A 15,030-nucleotide genomic window follows, 5' to 3' on the forward strand; every position below is an offset into this window, starting at 1 on the left:
CGGAGGCAGACTCACCGCGTTCCGGTTTCGAATTGGTGCGGACGAGGCGGTTCGGGACCGAACCACCGCTCGACCGGACCGCTACCTGACCGAACCGTTACTCGACCGCGACGTTGTTGTGCCCCGTGAAGAGCTGGATCTCGCTGGAGATGGCGTGGGAGCTGAAGTCCGACACGCTGTTGTGGATGCCGTAGGAGTTCTTGAGGTTGTACGCCGGGAGGTGGACGCGCTCCTCGAGCAGCTCCGTCGTCGCGTCGATGTAGAGCTGGCGCCGCTCCTCGTAGTCGGCGCTCTCGCGGGCCTGAGTCAGCATCTCCGAGGCCTCGTCGTACCCGTGGAACGTCCCGTTGGTCGTCCCCTCAACTTCCTGGCTCAGCAGCTGGTACGCGAACGCGTCCGGGTCGGGCGAGCCGGACCAACCGAGCGTGTACATGTTGTACTGCTCAGAGTCGCCGGTGATGTACGCGTCGAGGAACGTGCCCCAGTCCAGCCGCTGGACCTGAACGTTGTTGAACCCGGCGTTCTGGAGCCCGTCGCCGATCGAGATGCCGATCTGTTCGCGCTTGTCGTCCGGCGGGACGATGATGCGCCAGTTGTAGTCCATGTCCACGCCGGCCTCCTCGAACAGCGCCTGCGCCTGCTCGAGGTCCTGATCGTGGGAGATGTCGCCCCACTCGTCGAGCGGGAACTCCCACTCCTCGGCCATCGTCCGCGGGTACGGACTCACCTGTCGCACGCCGGCCGGCTCGACGAAGTTCGAGACCGCCTGGTCCATCGAGACGCAGTAGTCGACCGCCTCGCGAACGAGCGGGTCGGACGTCGGCCCCTCGCCGCAGTTGAACGCGAGGTAGTAGTAGCCGATGCCGGGCGTCTCGCTGATCGTGGCGTTCTCATTGTTCCGGACCGTCTCGTACAGCTGCGGCGGGATCGTCTCGATGATGTCGACGTTGCCCGTCTCGAGCTCCGTCACCCGCGTGGTCTGCTCTTCGATCGGGTCAAACTCGACGGTCGCGAGGTTCGGCAGCCCGTCCGAGTCGCCCCAGTAGTCGTCCCAGCGCTCGAGTGTGGCGGAGCTCTCGGGCTCCCACTCGGCGAGTTGGAACGGCCCCGAGCCGACCGGGTCGGTGTTGTACGCCTCGCGGTCGCTCGTCCGGACCTCCTTGTTGACGACGCTCCGGACCAGTGCGGTCTCGAACGCCCCGTAGGGGTACGCCAGGTCGAACTGGACGGTCGTCTCGTCGATCACTTCCGCCGTGTCGACCATGTTGACCTCGGAGGCGTTCTCCGTCTCCTCCTCGGCGGGCGCGAGGACCGTGTGCATCACGTCCTCCGCCGTCACCGGGTCGCCGTTCTGGAACATGGCGTCGTCGCGGACCGGCACGATGAACCGGGTCCCCTCGCGCTCGACCGTCGGCATGTCGGAGGCGACCCCCGGCACGAGTCCGACGCCCTCGTCGTACTCGTAGATCCCGTCGAAGATCCGGCCCGCGATCTGCGCGGACGGGACGTCGTTGATGATGATGGGGTCCATGTCGAGCGGGCCCTTCACCTGCGCGAAGAACAGCTCCTGGTTCGGCAGGTCGCTCCCGTCGCCGCCGTCGCTCCCGTCGCCGCCGTCGCTCCCGTCGCCGCCGTCGGACCCGTCTCCGCCGCCGGAACACCCGGCGAGGAAGAGCGAGGTGCCGGCCGCGGTGCCGGCGAGGACTTTTCGTCGCGAAACGCGCTGTGTGCTTTCTCGTCGCATACAGGCAACTCTTGTTTTCATCTAATAAGGCTTGGGGTCGGCGTGTTCGTACGGTCACTCTGTTCGGCCGGTTGTCCTTTTGTCGAGACAAATTCGCACGCTCACCGCTCGGATCAGCGAAAACAACGGAATCTGTCGGTAGATGTCGGTCGAAACTCGGATCAGCGTTCGGCGACGGTCGAACCTCCGGATCAGCGGTCGGCGGCCGACGGCCCGCCGTCCGTCCCCCCGATGTCCGTCACCGTCCCGACGCCCTTGCTCGACCCCTCCCGGAAGACGAACCGCTGTCCCGACTCGATCAGGTACGGCCGGAACTTGAACCGGACGCGCGCGTTCCCCGTGTCGCCCGGGAGCAGCCGCCCCTCGTCCGGGAAGAACGCGGCCGCCTCGGAGAGCGTCTCCAAGTGGACCACCGGCTCGTACCCCTCCTGGATCCGGGTCGGGTGGTTGAGCACCATCACCTCGGCTTCGAACTCCCGGACCGGCCGGGGCTCGCTGTCTCTCGGCACCAGCGCCATTCCGCGTTCGATCTCCGCCTCGTCGACGCCCTTCAGCGCGATGCCGACGATCCGCCCGGCGGTCGCCTTATCGACCCGGTGGTAGTGCATCTCGATCGACCGCACCTCCACCTCGCGGAACGAGCCGTCGGGCATGGGCCCGAGCAGGAGCTCGTCGCCCGTCTCGACGGTTCCCGAGTTCACCGTGCCGGACGCGACCGCGCCCACGCCGGTCACCTTGTAGCTGCGGTCGACGTACATCCGGAACGCCTCGCGGTCGGGCGTCGCGCGCTTCGGGAGGCGCTCGAACAAGCGGTCGAGCGTCTCGATTCCGTCCTTCGTCACCGCGCTGGTCCGGAGCAGGGGGACGACGCCGTCGCCGACCTCCGCGACCGCTGTATCGACGCCGTGCCGGTCGACCAACAGCGGGGTCTGGCCGGCGTCTCGAAGCATCGACTCGACCTCTCGCTCGACCGCGGCGAGCCGGTCGTCGCTCACGGCGTCCGCCTTCGTGACCGCGACGATCGTCGGGAGTTCGGTCGCGAGGAGGATGCCGAGGTGCTCGCGGGTGGTCTTCGTCGGGCCGTCGTCGGCGGCGACGACGAGGAGCCCGTAGTCCAGCTTTTGACCGACGATCCCGCGGATCGTCGTCCGCAGCCACGGCTCGTGGCCGACGGTGTCGACGAAGGAGACGAGCCGGTCGGCGGCCTCGACGACCCCCGCGCGGTCGGACTTGCGGTGCGGGTTGTCCATCCTCACCGGCTCGTCCGCGCCGTCGGCGAAGCCGTACACCGCGTACGAGAGGTCGGCCGAGAGGCCGCGCTCGACCTCGTGGGGCTGGACGTCGAGGAAGCCGCGCGTGCCGCCCTGACCGTCGTCGGCGCGCCCCGTGACGAGCGTCCCGACGAGCGTCGACTTGCCGTGGTCGACGTGGCCCGCCGTGCCGACCACGAGGTGGTCCTCGTCGGCCTCGAACACGCCGCCGTCGCGGAGCGTGGCGAGCCCCACGAGCCCCGCCTCGTCGCCGTCGCCGCCGGAGCCGGCGCTCCACGTCTCCACGTCGGCGATGTGGGCGTCGGCCTCGTCGGCCAAAAGCGAGAGTACGTCCATCGTCTCGGAGAAGGCGTCGGGGGAGACGCCCGCCAGTCCCCCGTCGTCGGTCACGCCGAGGACGTAGGTGGCCTCGCCGTCGCCGGAGAGGACGCGGTGGCGGAGCTGGGCCACGAGCGACTCCATGCGCCCGTCGGCGAGGTGGACCTCGCGCGTCAGCCGCTCCTTGAACTCGATCGCGCCGCCGTCCCGCTCGCCGCGCTCGATGGCCCGCCTGAGGGCGGACCGGTCAGCGCTCATAGGCGAACGTAAGCGACAGCCGGGCTTAACGGTTTTCGTGGTACGTGGCCTCACGGCACGTGATCGGTACCGAGCGCTCCGGCGGACTATTTAACAGACCGCCGCGAGGAACGGCGGTATGGACACCTCGGTCCCCAGCGTCGCCGAACGCCGCGTCCACGTGGTCCCGCTCGGCTACGAGCGCGACCGGATCGTCGAACCCCTCCGCCGCCACGGTACCGACGTCGCCTACCTCCTCGTCGACGCCCCCGACCGCGACGGGGCCCGCGGCGACGTGGACTTCGACGCGGCCGCCGCCGCCGACCCGACAGACACCCGCATCGATCCCGACGGGCTCACCGACTACCAGCGGGACGCGTGGACGACGGTCGCCGAGTTCGCGGAGGTCCGGCCGATCCCGGTCGCGCACGCGGACGTGTACGACGTGCTTGGCGTGACGACGACGGTCGCCGCCCGCCACCGCGCCGCCGCGGCGGACGGTGACCGGCTCTTCGGCAACGTCTCGACCGGGCCGCGGATCGCCGCGGTCGGCGTCGCGTTGGCCTGTATGATCGTTGGCGCGCGCCCCTACAGCGTCGAGCCCGAGCGCCACCGCCACGACCGCCGCAGCGAGCCGCTCACCGAGGGCGTCGAGCGCACCGTCGACCTCCCCATCTACCCGATGGACGCGCCGACGACCGACCAGGTCGCCGTCCTCGGCCGGCTCCTCGACCGCGCCGACGAGAACCGGACCACGGACAAGTGGAACCTCATCGAGTGGGCGCGCGAGCGCGGCCTCACGTTCCTTCGCGAGGCCGGCGAGAGCCGGACCGCGAAGTACCGAGCCCTGGAGACGCACGTGCTCTCGCCGCTGCGCGAGCGGGGGTACGTCGAACTGGAGGACGTCGGGCGTTCCGACACCGTGCGGCTCACCGAGACCGGCCGCCGCGTCTTCTTCGCGTTCGAGCACAAGGTCGACGGGTAGCGGGACCCTGTATCCGCCCCCGAGCGGTGACCGGTCGGCACGCGCGACCCGATGCGTCCGATCCGCCCGCATTGTACGGTTTGTCCGTACTATCGACGGCTAACGTAGAATTGCCCTCCGGCCTTCGATCCGAATGCGTGACGCCCGCCGGGCGGCCGGGGTGCCCTCCCTGCCCTCCACGCCGCCTGTCCGCTATCAGCCGCCGGCCGCCACCGCTCCCTCCCGTGGCGACCGGCCCCCGCTGACGCCGCCGCGGCCGTCCGGTGGCCCGTCACGGCCGACGGAGCCCCGTCGGTGCCCTTTCGACTTACTCCGCCGTCAGGTCGACGTACGTCCGCCGGACAGTCACCGGCGTCACGCCGGCCACGTCCGCGGCCTCTCGTTGGGTACACTCCGCGTCGAGCTCGCGGGCCGCGGTGTAGAGGCAGGCGGCCGCGACCCCGACCGGGTTGCGGCCGTTGGCGATCCCCTCCTCGACGGCGCGTTCGGCCAGCTCGCCGGCCCGGCGCTCGACGGCGGTATCGCAGCCGAGGTCGCTGGCGAACCGCGGGAGGTACTCCGCGGGACCGCTCGGCGCGATGGGGAGGCCGAGCTCGCGGTTCATCGCGTCGAAGGCGGCCTGGTGCTCGTCCTCGGTCGCCTTCGCCTCGGCGCACACCTCGCCGACCGTGCGCGCCACGTCGGCGGTGCGGCAGGCGACGTAGACGCAGGCGGCCGCGAACCCCTCCAGCGAGCGCCCGCGGAGCAGGCTCTCCTCCTGCGCGGAATCGAACAGCGCGCAGGCGGCGTCGCGGACGCTGTCGGGGAGCTCCAAGACCCCTGTGAGCCGCCGGATCTCGGTGTACGCGTACACCTTGTTGCGGTCGCGCTTCGTCGAGATCTGCGCACGGTTGTGCTGGGTCCGCATCCGCGCGAGCCGGCGGCGCTTGCGGCCCTTCACCTTCGTCGACCGGCCGATCTCCGTCGAGAGGCCGCGGTCGTGGCGCGACCGCGTCAGCGGCGCGCCGGTCCGCTTCGGGTCCGCGTCGTCGTCGTCGAACGAGCGCCACTCGGGGCCGTGGTCGATCCGGTCGGCCTCGACGACCAGCCCGCAGTCGGCGCAGACGCGCTCCGCGCCGTCGACGCGCGTGCGACCGCCGCACTCCGGGCACGTCTCGCGGTCGCCGGTCTCCTCGGTCGTCGCGGCCGTCTCGCTCGCCCGGCCTTCGTCGGCGGCCGCGGGGCGATCGGTCGTCGCGGCGTCGTCGGTTTCGGTCCGGGGCGAACGAACGCGGGTCGAGCGTGCGTCACTCATCACACGTCGAACTCCGGCCCGATCCCTTACTTAAACCCGGGCGAATCGGCGGTCGATCGGCCGGATCGCCGCGGTCGAACCGACCGATAATCGGTCGGTGATCGAGGGACCGATCGCGACGCAGTACGGTGGTTTTAACGTGCAGTGCGAGACAGCGATTCGCATGACGCTGTCGGAGATCGCGGCGGGGGTCGAGGTGACCGCCCACCAGCGCGACCGCGGTGTCGCCCTCGCCGACGACACGGAGACGCCGCTCGTCGACCGCCTGTCGGACCACGCCGAGTCGCTCCCGTGTACGCCCGAAGCCACCGCCACGCTCGTCGACGCTTACACCGCCGGACGGAGCGTCGGCGACGCGGCGAGCGAGGCCGGCGTCTCCCCGATGACGGCCGCGAAGACGCTCCACCGGTGCGGCGTCGCCGGCGTCTGTCCGCTCTCGCCCACCGCCCGCGACGTCGTCCGCGATTGGCTCGCCGGCCGGACCGCCCGCAGCGAGGCGGTCACGCTCACCGGCGGCGACGAGGCGGACTTCGCGCTGGCGACGTACGTCGAGACCCACGACCCGGTCGGGCCCGTGGCGGAGGCGGTCGACGCGCAGGTCGCCGGCTCCGCGCCGCTGGGCGACGGCCTCGGCGCCGACGACCCCCTCGGCGACGCGCTCGGCTCCACCGACGGCCTCCGCTGAGCGCCCTTCGCTTCCTTCCGCTCCGCTTCAGGGCGCGAACCGCTCGACGAGCCCCGGTTCCGGAAACTCCACGTCGAGCGTCGCGTCGAACGCCGCCTCATACGCGGTCGCGACCGCCCGCGTGTACGCGTCATCTCCCACAGCCACGGTCGGCGCGGCCGCCACCTCGGTGTCGGTCGCCGGCACGCGGACGACGCCGTCGCCCTCCTCGCCGTCGTCGTCATCGCTTCCCGGCCGCTCGACCGCGAGCGTCGCGTCGAGACTCCCGCCGACGTCGGCGATCCGCCCGCGGAGCCGCTGGGCCGCGTCGCGCCCGTGGACCGTCGCCGGCCTGACCGCGACCGCGCGGTCGGCGGTCGTCGCGGCCGCGACCGCCTCGTTCGACCCGACCGGCGCGGCGTCGACGACCACCGCGTCGTACGTCGTCGCCGCCTCGTCGATCCGGCGCTCCAGCTTCCGGGCCGCCTCCGCCGTCTTCGCCCGGGCGACGCGCTCGAACGGCGCTCGCGCCGGCACCGCGTCGACCCGGCCGGGGAGGTCCGGCGCGTCGTCCTCGTCGTTTGCCGCTCGGCCGCCGTCCCCGCCGCCCCCGACGACCGGGTACGCCGCCGCCGACAGCTCGGCGTCCGGATCGTCGGTGAGCAGCGCGGTGAGATCGGGGTCGATGCGTCCGGTCACGTACTCGGAGAGCCCCTGCGTCGTGAACGCGGCGTCGACGACCGCCACGTCGTCGCCGTCGCGCGCGCCCATCGCCGCCAGCTCGACGGCGGTCCGCGTCGTCCCCGCGCCGCCGGTCGCCCCGACCAGCGCGAGCGTCGTCGCCTGCATGTCCCGGCCTCGCCGGAGGCCGTTCTTAAAAATCGCGAAACCGGGCGACCGCGCGGCGGCCGACCGCGCTACCCGTCTATCGCCGACCCGACCTCGTCGGCGACGATGTCGAGCTCGTCCTCGGAGAAGACCGGCCGCTCGCCCGCCACCGCGTGGATCGGCGCGCCCCCGTCGCCCTCGAACCGCGGGACGACGTGAACGTGGACGTGCGGGATCTCCTGGCCCGCCGCCTCGCCGTCGTTGACGCCGACGTTGGCCCCGTCGGCGTCGACGGCGGCCTCGATCTGCGGCGTGAGCGACGCGACCGCGCCGAACAGGTCGCCCGCGAGGTCGGCGTCGAGGTCGCCGACGTGTTGCGCGTGCGGCTTCGGAATCACGACGGTGTGCCCGCGGGCGAGGGGGTTCGCGTCCAGAAACGCCAGCACGGAATCGGTCTCGTAGACGGTGCGCGCCGGGATGTCGCCGGCGACGATCGAACAGAAGACGCAGTCGTCGGACATACTCGGGCGATCGCTCGGCCGTCTCATCAAGCTTTCCCGGGGCGGCGGTCCCTCGGTCGCGTCGTCGCGGCGGCGTCCCGCGCCGCCAACGGACCTATATTCGCCGCGCCGAAACTGCCCGTATGGACGACCGGCTCGAACGCGTGATCCGCCAACAGCTCCGCAAGGCGGGCAAACAGTTCGAGGAGGCCAGGCGCGCCTACGCCGAGGGGCGCGACGACCCCGAGGGCGACGCGGCGGCCGCGGCGCGGTTCGACCTCCCAACCGACGAGTCCGGCGCGGCGCGCATCGTCTGCCGCCGCCACGCGGAGCGCCGGACCGTGCCGGTCGACGACGAGGGGCGGCCTGCCTGTTTCGCGTCCGGCCACCCCGACTGCGAGGGGTGTGCCGAGGACGTCCGCGACGGCGTCGTCGAGACGTGGTGAGCGTCGCGGCGACCCGCGATCGCGGTCGGGCGGCGATCTCTCCCGAACACGTTTGTTTCCCGAGCCACAGGTGCGGCGCATGAACCGGACGGCGGCCGTCGCCGCGCTCCTCGCCGTCGTCGTCGCCGGGCTCGCGCTCTCCGGGGTCTTCGCCGGACCGGCCGCGGAGCCCGCGGCCGGCAACGTCGCGGGCGACAGCCTGATCGCGGTCAACAGCGACTACCGGCTCTGGCCGCACACGAGCCGGAGCCGGAGCGTCGAGGGGCGGACGCTGGCGATCAACCTCGTGGTCCACGCCGACGCGAACGCGACGCGGGCCGCCATCGAGGGCGACACGGCCGGCGACTGGGAGGGGACGCCCCCCGACGAGGCGGCGGCGACGGTCGACGACGGCGACCAGGTCCGCGAGTTCGTCGCCCGCGACTGGCGGGACGCGCACAGCTCGCTCCGCTACTCGTACGTCGAGGGCCCGACCGGGGGCCGGTGGCTCGACGAGACGTTCGAGCTCCACGACGGCCGGTACCTCGGCGTCCGCGACCACCTCCGCGCGTACGAGGCCCCCGACGGCGAATACACCGCGATACAGGCCCACGAGGAGTACTACGACTGGTTCCGGCTCCGCCACACCGTCCCCGACATCGACGCGCCCGCGACGCGGCTGGAGGACGAGTTCACCGAGTCGGACCGCGCGACGGAGGTGCGACGCGAGTACCGCGGCATTGACGGCGGCCGCAGCGACGGCTGGCTCTCCGTGATCGAGCTGGCGGCGGCCGCGGCGCTCGCCGGGACGCTGCTCGGCCGGCGCACCCGCGAGGCGGCCCTCGACCTCGCCCGGCGGCTCCGGACCGACGCGAGCCGACACGCCGCGGCCGCGACGCTGGGGGTCGCGCTCGGCGCCGTCCTCCTCGGCGTCCGCGTCGCCGGCGTGACGCTGGAGGCGGCGCTGCCGGGGCTGTCGCCGAAGGCGATCGCGAGCCCGCTGTACCTCGTCCTCGCGGCCGGCCTCCCCGCGCTGGTCGTCTGGCGCGCGCCGCGGGCGGACCCGGCGGCCGCGGCGGTCGCCGTCGTCGTCGGGCTCGGCGCCGGATTCCTCGCCGATTTCGCCGCGCTCGGGGTGGCCGTCCCGCCCGACCTCATCCTCCACCGGGCGGCGCTCCTCGCCGCGCTCGGCGTCGTCGCTATCGGGCGCGCGGTCACGGACCGGCCGGTCACCGCCGTCGGCCTTGCGGCGTGGGCCGTCGGGTTGGCGCTCCCGCTGGCGAACGTCGTCTGAGGCGGCTCCCGGCCGCTCGGCGCGACGATGGCACAGAAGAGATATACCGAGTGACGGAAAACAGGGGAAGACGAATGACGCGACCGATCAGTCGACGAGCGGCGCTCGCGGGTCTCGGCCTCGCGGCCGCCAGCGCCGGCTGTCTCGGTCGCACGGAGAACATCGCCGGTCGGGACCCACCAGAGCAGCTGACCCTCGAGATCAACGCCACGCCGGCGGACGCCGACCCCAACGGGATCCGGATCGCCAGGCAGCTCGAGGAGCACCTCACCGCGGTCGGCATCGACGTCCGGCTCAACACGGTCGGGCAGACCGACCTCTGGCGGAAGGTGCTCATCAACCAGAACTTCGACCTCTACGTCGGGCAGTTCGTCGAGACGGAGCCGTTCGACCCCGACGCGCTGTACGGGCTGACGCACTCGCGATTCGTCGCGGAGTCCGGGTGGCAGAACCCCTTCGGCCTCACGGAGATGGCCGTCGACGACCTGCTCGAACGGCAGCGCCGGACCGACGGCCGCGACCGCAACGACGCCGTCGCCGCCCTCCAGGAGACGGTGTGCGAACTCCAGCCGTTCTCGGTGATCGCGTTCCCCGACGCGCTCACCGCCGTCCAGGAGAACCGGTTCGACGGCTGGACGGAAGACCGACAGCCGCTCTCCGTCACCGGCCTCCTCGAACTCGACCCCGTCGCCGTCGACGGCTCGGGAGACGACGGCTCTGCGACGAATACGTCGACGGGCGGCAACGAGACGGTCACTGACGAGGCGGCCGGCGACGCCCTCCGGCTCGTGACCACTGACGACCGGATCACGGAGAACTGGAACCCGATCGCCGCCGAGTACCGGAAGTACGGGACGTTCACCGGACTGCTGTACGACTCGCTCGCCCGCGCCGACGGCGACGCGGTCTTCCCCTGGCTGGCGGCCGGCTGGGAGCAGGTCGACGACACCACGCTCGAGGTCACGCTCCGGGACGCCTGGTGGCACGACGGCGAGCCCGTGACGGCGAGCGACGTCGCGTTTACCTACGAGTTCCTCCGCGACACCTCGCTCGGAAACGTTGAGACCCCGGTGCCGACCCCGCGATTCCGGGGCCGCAGTTCCCTCGTTGATGGCGCGCGCGTCCGCGACGACGCGACGGTCCGGCTCACCGTGCCCGAGGTGAACGAGACGGTCGCCGCCAGGGCGCTCCGGGTGCCGATCCTCCCGGAACACGTCTGGGCGGAGCGGGCCCGCGCGGCGACGATCGCCGGCTTCGAATTCGACTTCGAGACGACGGAGGCGATCGTCTCGAACAACCCCGACCCCGTCGGGAGCGGTCCGCTCCGCTTCGTGGAGGCGACCGCGGGGGAGTCGGTTACCTTCGAGCGCAATCCCGACCATTTCCTCGTCCGGCCGGCGCCCGAGGACCCGGATGCGACCGACGACTCCACCGACCCACGAGTGGGGATCCCGCCCCGATACCACGGGAAGCCAGCGTTCGATCGACTCCGCATCGAGGTGCTACCGTCGGACATCCCGGCCGTGGAGGCGGTCGCCGAGGGGCTCGCGGACGCGACCGTCTCAAACCTCGGGCCCGAGTCCGTCCCGCGAATCGGCCGCTCTACTGACGCCCGGCTCGTGAGCGGCCGGTCGGCGGCGTTCTACCACGTCGGCTACAACGTGCGGCAGAGCCCGCTGTCGAACCCCCGGTTCCGGGCGGTGATCGCGCGGCTGATCGACAAAGCCGCGATCGTTGACGACGCCTTCGACGGCTACGCGCAGGCGGCGACCTCGCCGCTCGCGGCGTCGCCGACCGCGGTCCCGGAGTCGGTCGCGTGGACCGACGGGCGCGACCCGATCCACCCGTTCTTCGACGACGACGGGTCGCTGGACGTCGCGGCCGCCCGGGCGGCGCTGCGCGACGTCGGGTACCGCTTCGACGACGAGGGACGCCTGCTCTCGCGGGGACGATGACGCCGTTGCTGTCCGTCCTCACCGCGGTGCTCGCGCGGGTGGGGGCGCTGCTGGCGGTCGCGAGCGTCGCGGTGATCGGCCCTGCGCGGCTCCGCGAGGCGTGGGGCGGGGTGCGCGAGCGGATCTGGGACGCCCGTCGCGCCGTCGCGGTGCTCTGTGCGGTGCTGCTCGTCAGCGCCGTCGGCCGCGGTTCGTTACAGGTGGTCTCGGAGCTGTTTGGGCTCCAGGCGACCGCGCTCATCTACACGCTGGAGGGCGGGTTCGTCGCCTGGATCCAGGCGACGTTCGCGACGCCCGCGCTGACCGCGTACTTCTCGTGGGTGTACGTGTACGGCTACGCGTTCCTCCTCGCGTTCCCCGTGGTCGTGTACCTCGCGCTCCCCCGGACAACGACGCTCAGGCGCGTCCTCGTCGCGTACGCGCTCAACTACGGGATCGGGCTCGCGCTGTACACGGCGGTGTTCGCCCACGGCCCCCGGAACGTGATGCCCGACATGGTGACGCCGCTGCTGTTCACCAATCATCCCAACGTGACGTTACTCGCGAGCGAGGTGAACGTGAACACGAACGTCTTCCCCTCGCTCCACACCTCGCTCGCGGTCACCGTCGGGACGTTCGCCGTGCTGACCCGCGACGAGTACCCCCGGTGGACGCCGGTCGCGGTGTGGCTCTCGCTGTCGGTCGTCGTCGCGACGATGTACCTCGGCATCCACTGGCTCACCGACGTCGTCGCCGGGTTCGCGCTCGCGTTCGGCTCCGTCGCCCTCGCGTACCGGACCGTGGACCCGCGGAGCGACCCCGGGGTCTCGCACGAGGACCCGGGCGACGAGCCGCCGCCGTCGGAGCCGAACGCGGGCGACTGAGCGACGCTCCTCGACCGCCGCTGAAAACACCGTTTTGTATCGCCGGGCGCTACGCGGACGTATGAGCGCCGACCGCCAGACCATCACGGTGTACTCGGACTACGTCTGCCCCTTCTGTTACCTGGGCCGAGAGTCACTCTCACAGTATCAGGCGAGCCGCGACGAGGAGCTCGCGATCGACTGGCACCCGTTCGACCTGCGGAGCCAGAAGCGGCGCCCGGACGGGACGATCGATCACTCCGTCGACGACGGGAAAGACGACGAGTACTTCGAGCAGGCGAAACAGAACGTCCGCCGGCTCGCCGACGACTACGGCGTGGAGATGGACCTCGACATCGCCGCGGACGTCGACTCGCTGCCCGCCCAGATCGTCTCGTACTACCTCCGCGAACACCACGACTACGAGACGTGGCTCGCCTTCGACGAGGCGGTCTTCGCCGCGCTCTGGGAGGACGGCGAGGACATCGGCGACGCCGACCTGCTGGCCGAGCTCGCCGCCGACGCGGGCGCCGAGGCCGACGAGGTCCGGTCGGCGCTCGACGACGAGACACTACGGGAGACGGTCAGGGAGCGGTTCACGGAGGCGCAGCGGGAGGGGATAACCGGCGTGCCGACGTTCGCCTACGACGGGTACGCGGCGCGCGGCGCCGTCCCGCCCGAGCATCTCGAACGGCTCGTCGAGGGGACCTGAGTCGGTTCGCCATCCGCGGCGAGGCACCGACCATTTGCCCTCCGAGGGTACCGGGATCCCGACCGAGTAGGGAGAACACTACTAATTAATATCACTAGGTAGTACCACGCGGTATGACAGAGTACGACCCGGTCGACCCGCCGGTCGCGCTGACGATCGCCGGCAGCGACAGCGGCGGCGGGGCGGGGATCCAAGCTGACCTGACCGCGATGACCGCGCACGGCGTCTTCGGCACCGCGGTCGTGACGGCGACGACCGCCCAGAACACCCGCGGCGTCGCGGACGTCAACCCTCTCCCTGCCGACCACGTCGGGAGCCAGTACGCGGCGGTCGCCGACGACTTCGACGTCGCAGCGGTCAAGACGGGGATGCTGGCGACCGCCAAGATCGTCGAGCGCGTGACGGAACTGGCAGCGGAGGCGGACGCCCCGCTCGTCGTCGACCCCGTGATGGTCGCGGCGACCGGCGACCGACTGCTCTCGCCCGCCGCCGAGGACGCCTACGAGGAACTGATCGCGGCCGCGACGCTCGTCACGCCGAACGCCGACGAGGCCGCGGTGCTGACGGACGAGCCGGTCGAGACCCCGGTCGACGCCGAGCGGGCGGGCCGCGAGATCGTCGCGCTCGGCGCGGACGCGGCGCTGGTGAAGGGCGGCCACCTCAACGGCGAGCCAGGTGACGGGAGCGTCGTCGACACCCTCGTCCGCGCCGGTGACTCGGACGGTGACCAGACGGACCCGACCGTCGACCGCTTCGAGACGCCGCGGATCGACACCGACGCGACGCACGGCTCCGGCTGCGCGCTGTCGAGCGCGATCGCGGCGCGGTTGGCCCGCGGGGAGCCGCTCCGCGACGCGGTCGCCGGCGCGGTCGAGGAGATGACCGAGGCGGTCCGGCGCGGCTACGACGTGGGCGAGGGGCCCGGCGCGGTCAACCCCACGGCGTTCGGCGGGGAGTGACGGCCCGCGCCGCCGGATCTCACAGGTACGCGAGCGGGATCATCAGCGCGACGCCGAGCGCCACGCCGCCGGCGAGGACCCGCTTGCCGCCATGCGGGAGGCCGGCGCCCGTCTCGAGCGCCTCGGGGATGAACTCCGAGAGGACGAGGTAGATCATCGCGCCCGCCGCGAAGCCGAAGCCGTACGGGAGGACCTCGCGGGCGTACCGCACGAACGCGAACGCGATCAGGGCCCCGATCGGCTGCGGGAGGCTGGAGAACACCGACCACCACACCATCTTCCACTTCGAGACGCCCATCGCCCGCAGCGGGATCGAGATCGCCGTCCCCTCGGGGACGTTGTGGATCGAGATGGCGACGGTCATGAACACGGCCAGGAGCGGGACGGTGAAGCCGAACAGCGCGGTGCCCCCCGCCAGCCCGAGGTCGGCGAAGGAGACGCCGACCGCGATCCCCTCGGGGAAGCTGTGGACCGTCAGCACGCCGAGGATCAAGATCAGCTTCTTGAAGTCCGCCTCCTCGTACTCCCGCGGGTCGATCTCGGCGTCGGTCAGGACCTCGTGCGCGACGACGACGAGGACGACGCCCGCGAGCATCCCGACGGCGATCTCCCTCGGCGTACCCTCCGCGAGCCCCTCCTGGACGAGGCCGAACAGCGACGCCGACAGCATGATCCCCGAGGCGAAGCCCCACAGCGCTACGTTGCCGCGGTCGCTGATCGAATCGAAGAAGAAGAACGGCAGCGCGCCGATTCCGGTCGCCAGCGCCGTGATCAGGCCGGCCACGAAGACGAACGCGTAAGCGTCGAGGGCGACCATCTATCGGATTGTCGTACGTCGATTCGACTGATAACTCCGGCGGGCGGGTCCACCAGTTGAGAACGGCGCTCACCGCCCCCTCCGGATACGCGTACGCGGCGCTCTCCGTGTTCGCGTTCGGCGCGGCCGGGCTCGTCCACCGGGCGTCGACGAAGCGGAACCGGCTCGGGTGACGATCTTCTCTT

Annotated in this window: 15 protein-coding genes; 9 read left to right on the forward strand and 6 right to left on the reverse strand. The window is 71.7% G+C overall.

The annotated features are described in order from the left end of the window. Positions 1-97 precede the first annotated feature (97 nt). Positions 98-1,744, reverse strand: coding sequence for an ABC transporter substrate-binding protein (locus ABNG04_RS05790; RefSeq protein ID WP_371160866.1), 1,647 nt, complete (start codon positions 1,742-1,744; stop codon positions 98-100). A gap of 191 nt (positions 1,745-1,935) precedes the next feature. After that, positions 1,936-3,591, reverse strand: a complete 1,656-nt coding sequence (locus ABNG04_RS05795; RefSeq protein ID WP_371160868.1) for a GTPBP1 family GTP-binding protein — start codon at positions 3,589-3,591, stop codon at positions 1,936-1,938. Between the two features lie 118 nt (positions 3,592-3,709). On the opposite strand from ABNG04_RS05795, the gene ABNG04_RS05800 reads away from it, so the two are divergent. After that, a complete protein-coding gene (locus ABNG04_RS05800) occupies positions 3,710-4,555 on the forward strand; it encodes an HFX_2341 family transcriptional regulator domain-containing protein (RefSeq protein ID WP_371160870.1) in 846 nt (281 codons plus the stop codon). A gap of 307 nt (positions 4,556-4,862) precedes the next feature. Here ABNG04_RS05800 and ABNG04_RS05805 read toward each other — a convergent pair whose 3' ends face one another. Beyond that, on the reverse strand, positions 4,863-5,849 hold the full coding sequence (locus ABNG04_RS05805; protein ID WP_371160872.1) for a transcription initiation factor IIB: 987 nt from the start codon (positions 5,847-5,849) through the stop codon (positions 4,863-4,865). Between the two features lie 163 nt (positions 5,850-6,012). Here ABNG04_RS05805 and ABNG04_RS05810 point away from each other — a divergent pair, with 163 nt between their 5' ends. Beyond that, positions 6,013-6,534 carry a DUF7858 family protein gene (locus ABNG04_RS05810; protein ID WP_371160874.1) on the forward strand — a complete coding sequence of 174 codons (522 nt, stop codon included), beginning with the start codon at positions 6,013-6,015 and terminating at the stop codon, positions 6,532-6,534. A gap of 27 nt (positions 6,535-6,561) precedes the next feature. On the opposite strand, the gene ABNG04_RS05815 is transcribed toward ABNG04_RS05810, so the two are convergent. Beyond that, complete coding sequence (locus ABNG04_RS05815; protein ID WP_371160876.1) at positions 6,562-7,362, reverse strand: P-loop NTPase family protein; 801 nt, start codon at positions 7,360-7,362, stop codon at positions 6,562-6,564. Between the two features lie 68 nt (positions 7,363-7,430). Further along, positions 7,431-7,862 carry an HIT family protein gene (locus tag ABNG04_RS05820; protein WP_371160878.1) on the reverse strand — a complete coding sequence of 144 codons (432 nt, stop codon included), beginning with the start codon at positions 7,860-7,862 and terminating at the stop codon, positions 7,431-7,433. A 122-nt stretch (positions 7,863-7,984) separates the two neighbouring features. Between ABNG04_RS05820 and ABNG04_RS05825 the strand changes: the two genes are divergently transcribed. The 6 genes from ABNG04_RS05825 to thiD all read left to right on the forward strand — a co-directional run bounded on the left by ABNG04_RS05825 (position 7,985) and on the right by thiD (position 14,028). Then, complete coding sequence (locus ABNG04_RS05825) at positions 7,985-8,287, forward strand: DUF7091 family protein (protein ID WP_297887565.1); 303 nt, start codon at positions 7,985-7,987, stop codon at positions 8,285-8,287. Positions 8,288-8,366: 79 nt separating this feature from the next. Then, complete coding sequence (locus tag ABNG04_RS05830; RefSeq protein WP_371160880.1) at positions 8,367-9,560, forward strand: hypothetical protein; 1,194 nt, start codon at positions 8,367-8,369, stop codon at positions 9,558-9,560. A gap of 74 nt (positions 9,561-9,634) precedes the next feature. After that, on the forward strand, positions 9,635-11,515 hold the full coding sequence (locus ABNG04_RS05835) for an ABC transporter substrate-binding protein (protein ID WP_371160882.1): 1,881 nt from the start codon (positions 9,635-9,637) through the stop codon (positions 11,513-11,515). Further along, entirely contained in the window at positions 11,512-12,378 is an 867-nt protein-coding gene (locus ABNG04_RS05840; protein ID WP_371160883.1) for a phosphatase PAP2 family protein, read from the forward strand. The genes ABNG04_RS05835 and ABNG04_RS05840 overlap by 4 nt, the downstream gene beginning before the upstream one ends. A 61-nt stretch (positions 12,379-12,439) precedes the next feature. Continuing rightward, entirely contained in the window at positions 12,440-13,069 is a 630-nt protein-coding gene (locus ABNG04_RS05845) for a DsbA family oxidoreductase (protein ID WP_371160885.1), read from the forward strand. Between the two features lie 113 nt (positions 13,070-13,182). Beyond that, on the forward strand, positions 13,183-14,028 hold the full coding sequence (gene thiD / locus ABNG04_RS05850) for a bifunctional hydroxymethylpyrimidine kinase/phosphomethylpyrimidine kinase (protein WP_371160887.1): 846 nt from the start codon (positions 13,183-13,185) through the stop codon (positions 14,026-14,028). A 19-nt stretch (positions 14,029-14,047) separates the two neighbouring features. Here the strand turns inward: thiD and ABNG04_RS05855 are convergent, their stop codons facing one another. Next, entirely contained in the window at positions 14,048-14,845 is a 798-nt protein-coding gene (locus tag ABNG04_RS05855; RefSeq protein WP_371160889.1) for a ZIP family metal transporter, read from the reverse strand. A gap of 8 nt (positions 14,846-14,853) precedes the next feature. Here ABNG04_RS05855 and ABNG04_RS05860 point away from each other — a divergent pair, with 8 nt between their 5' ends. Next, positions 14,854-15,018: a hypothetical protein gene (locus ABNG04_RS05860; RefSeq protein WP_371160891.1), complete on the forward strand. Its 165-nt coding sequence runs from the start codon at positions 14,854-14,856 to the stop codon at positions 15,016-15,018. Positions 15,019-15,030: the final 12 nt, after the last annotated feature.

Source organism: Halorubrum miltondacostae (genome assembly GCF_041379815.1).
In the GTDB taxonomy this organism is placed as follows: domain Archaea; phylum Halobacteriota; class Halobacteria; order Halobacteriales; family Haloferacaceae; genus Halorubrum; species Halorubrum miltondacostae.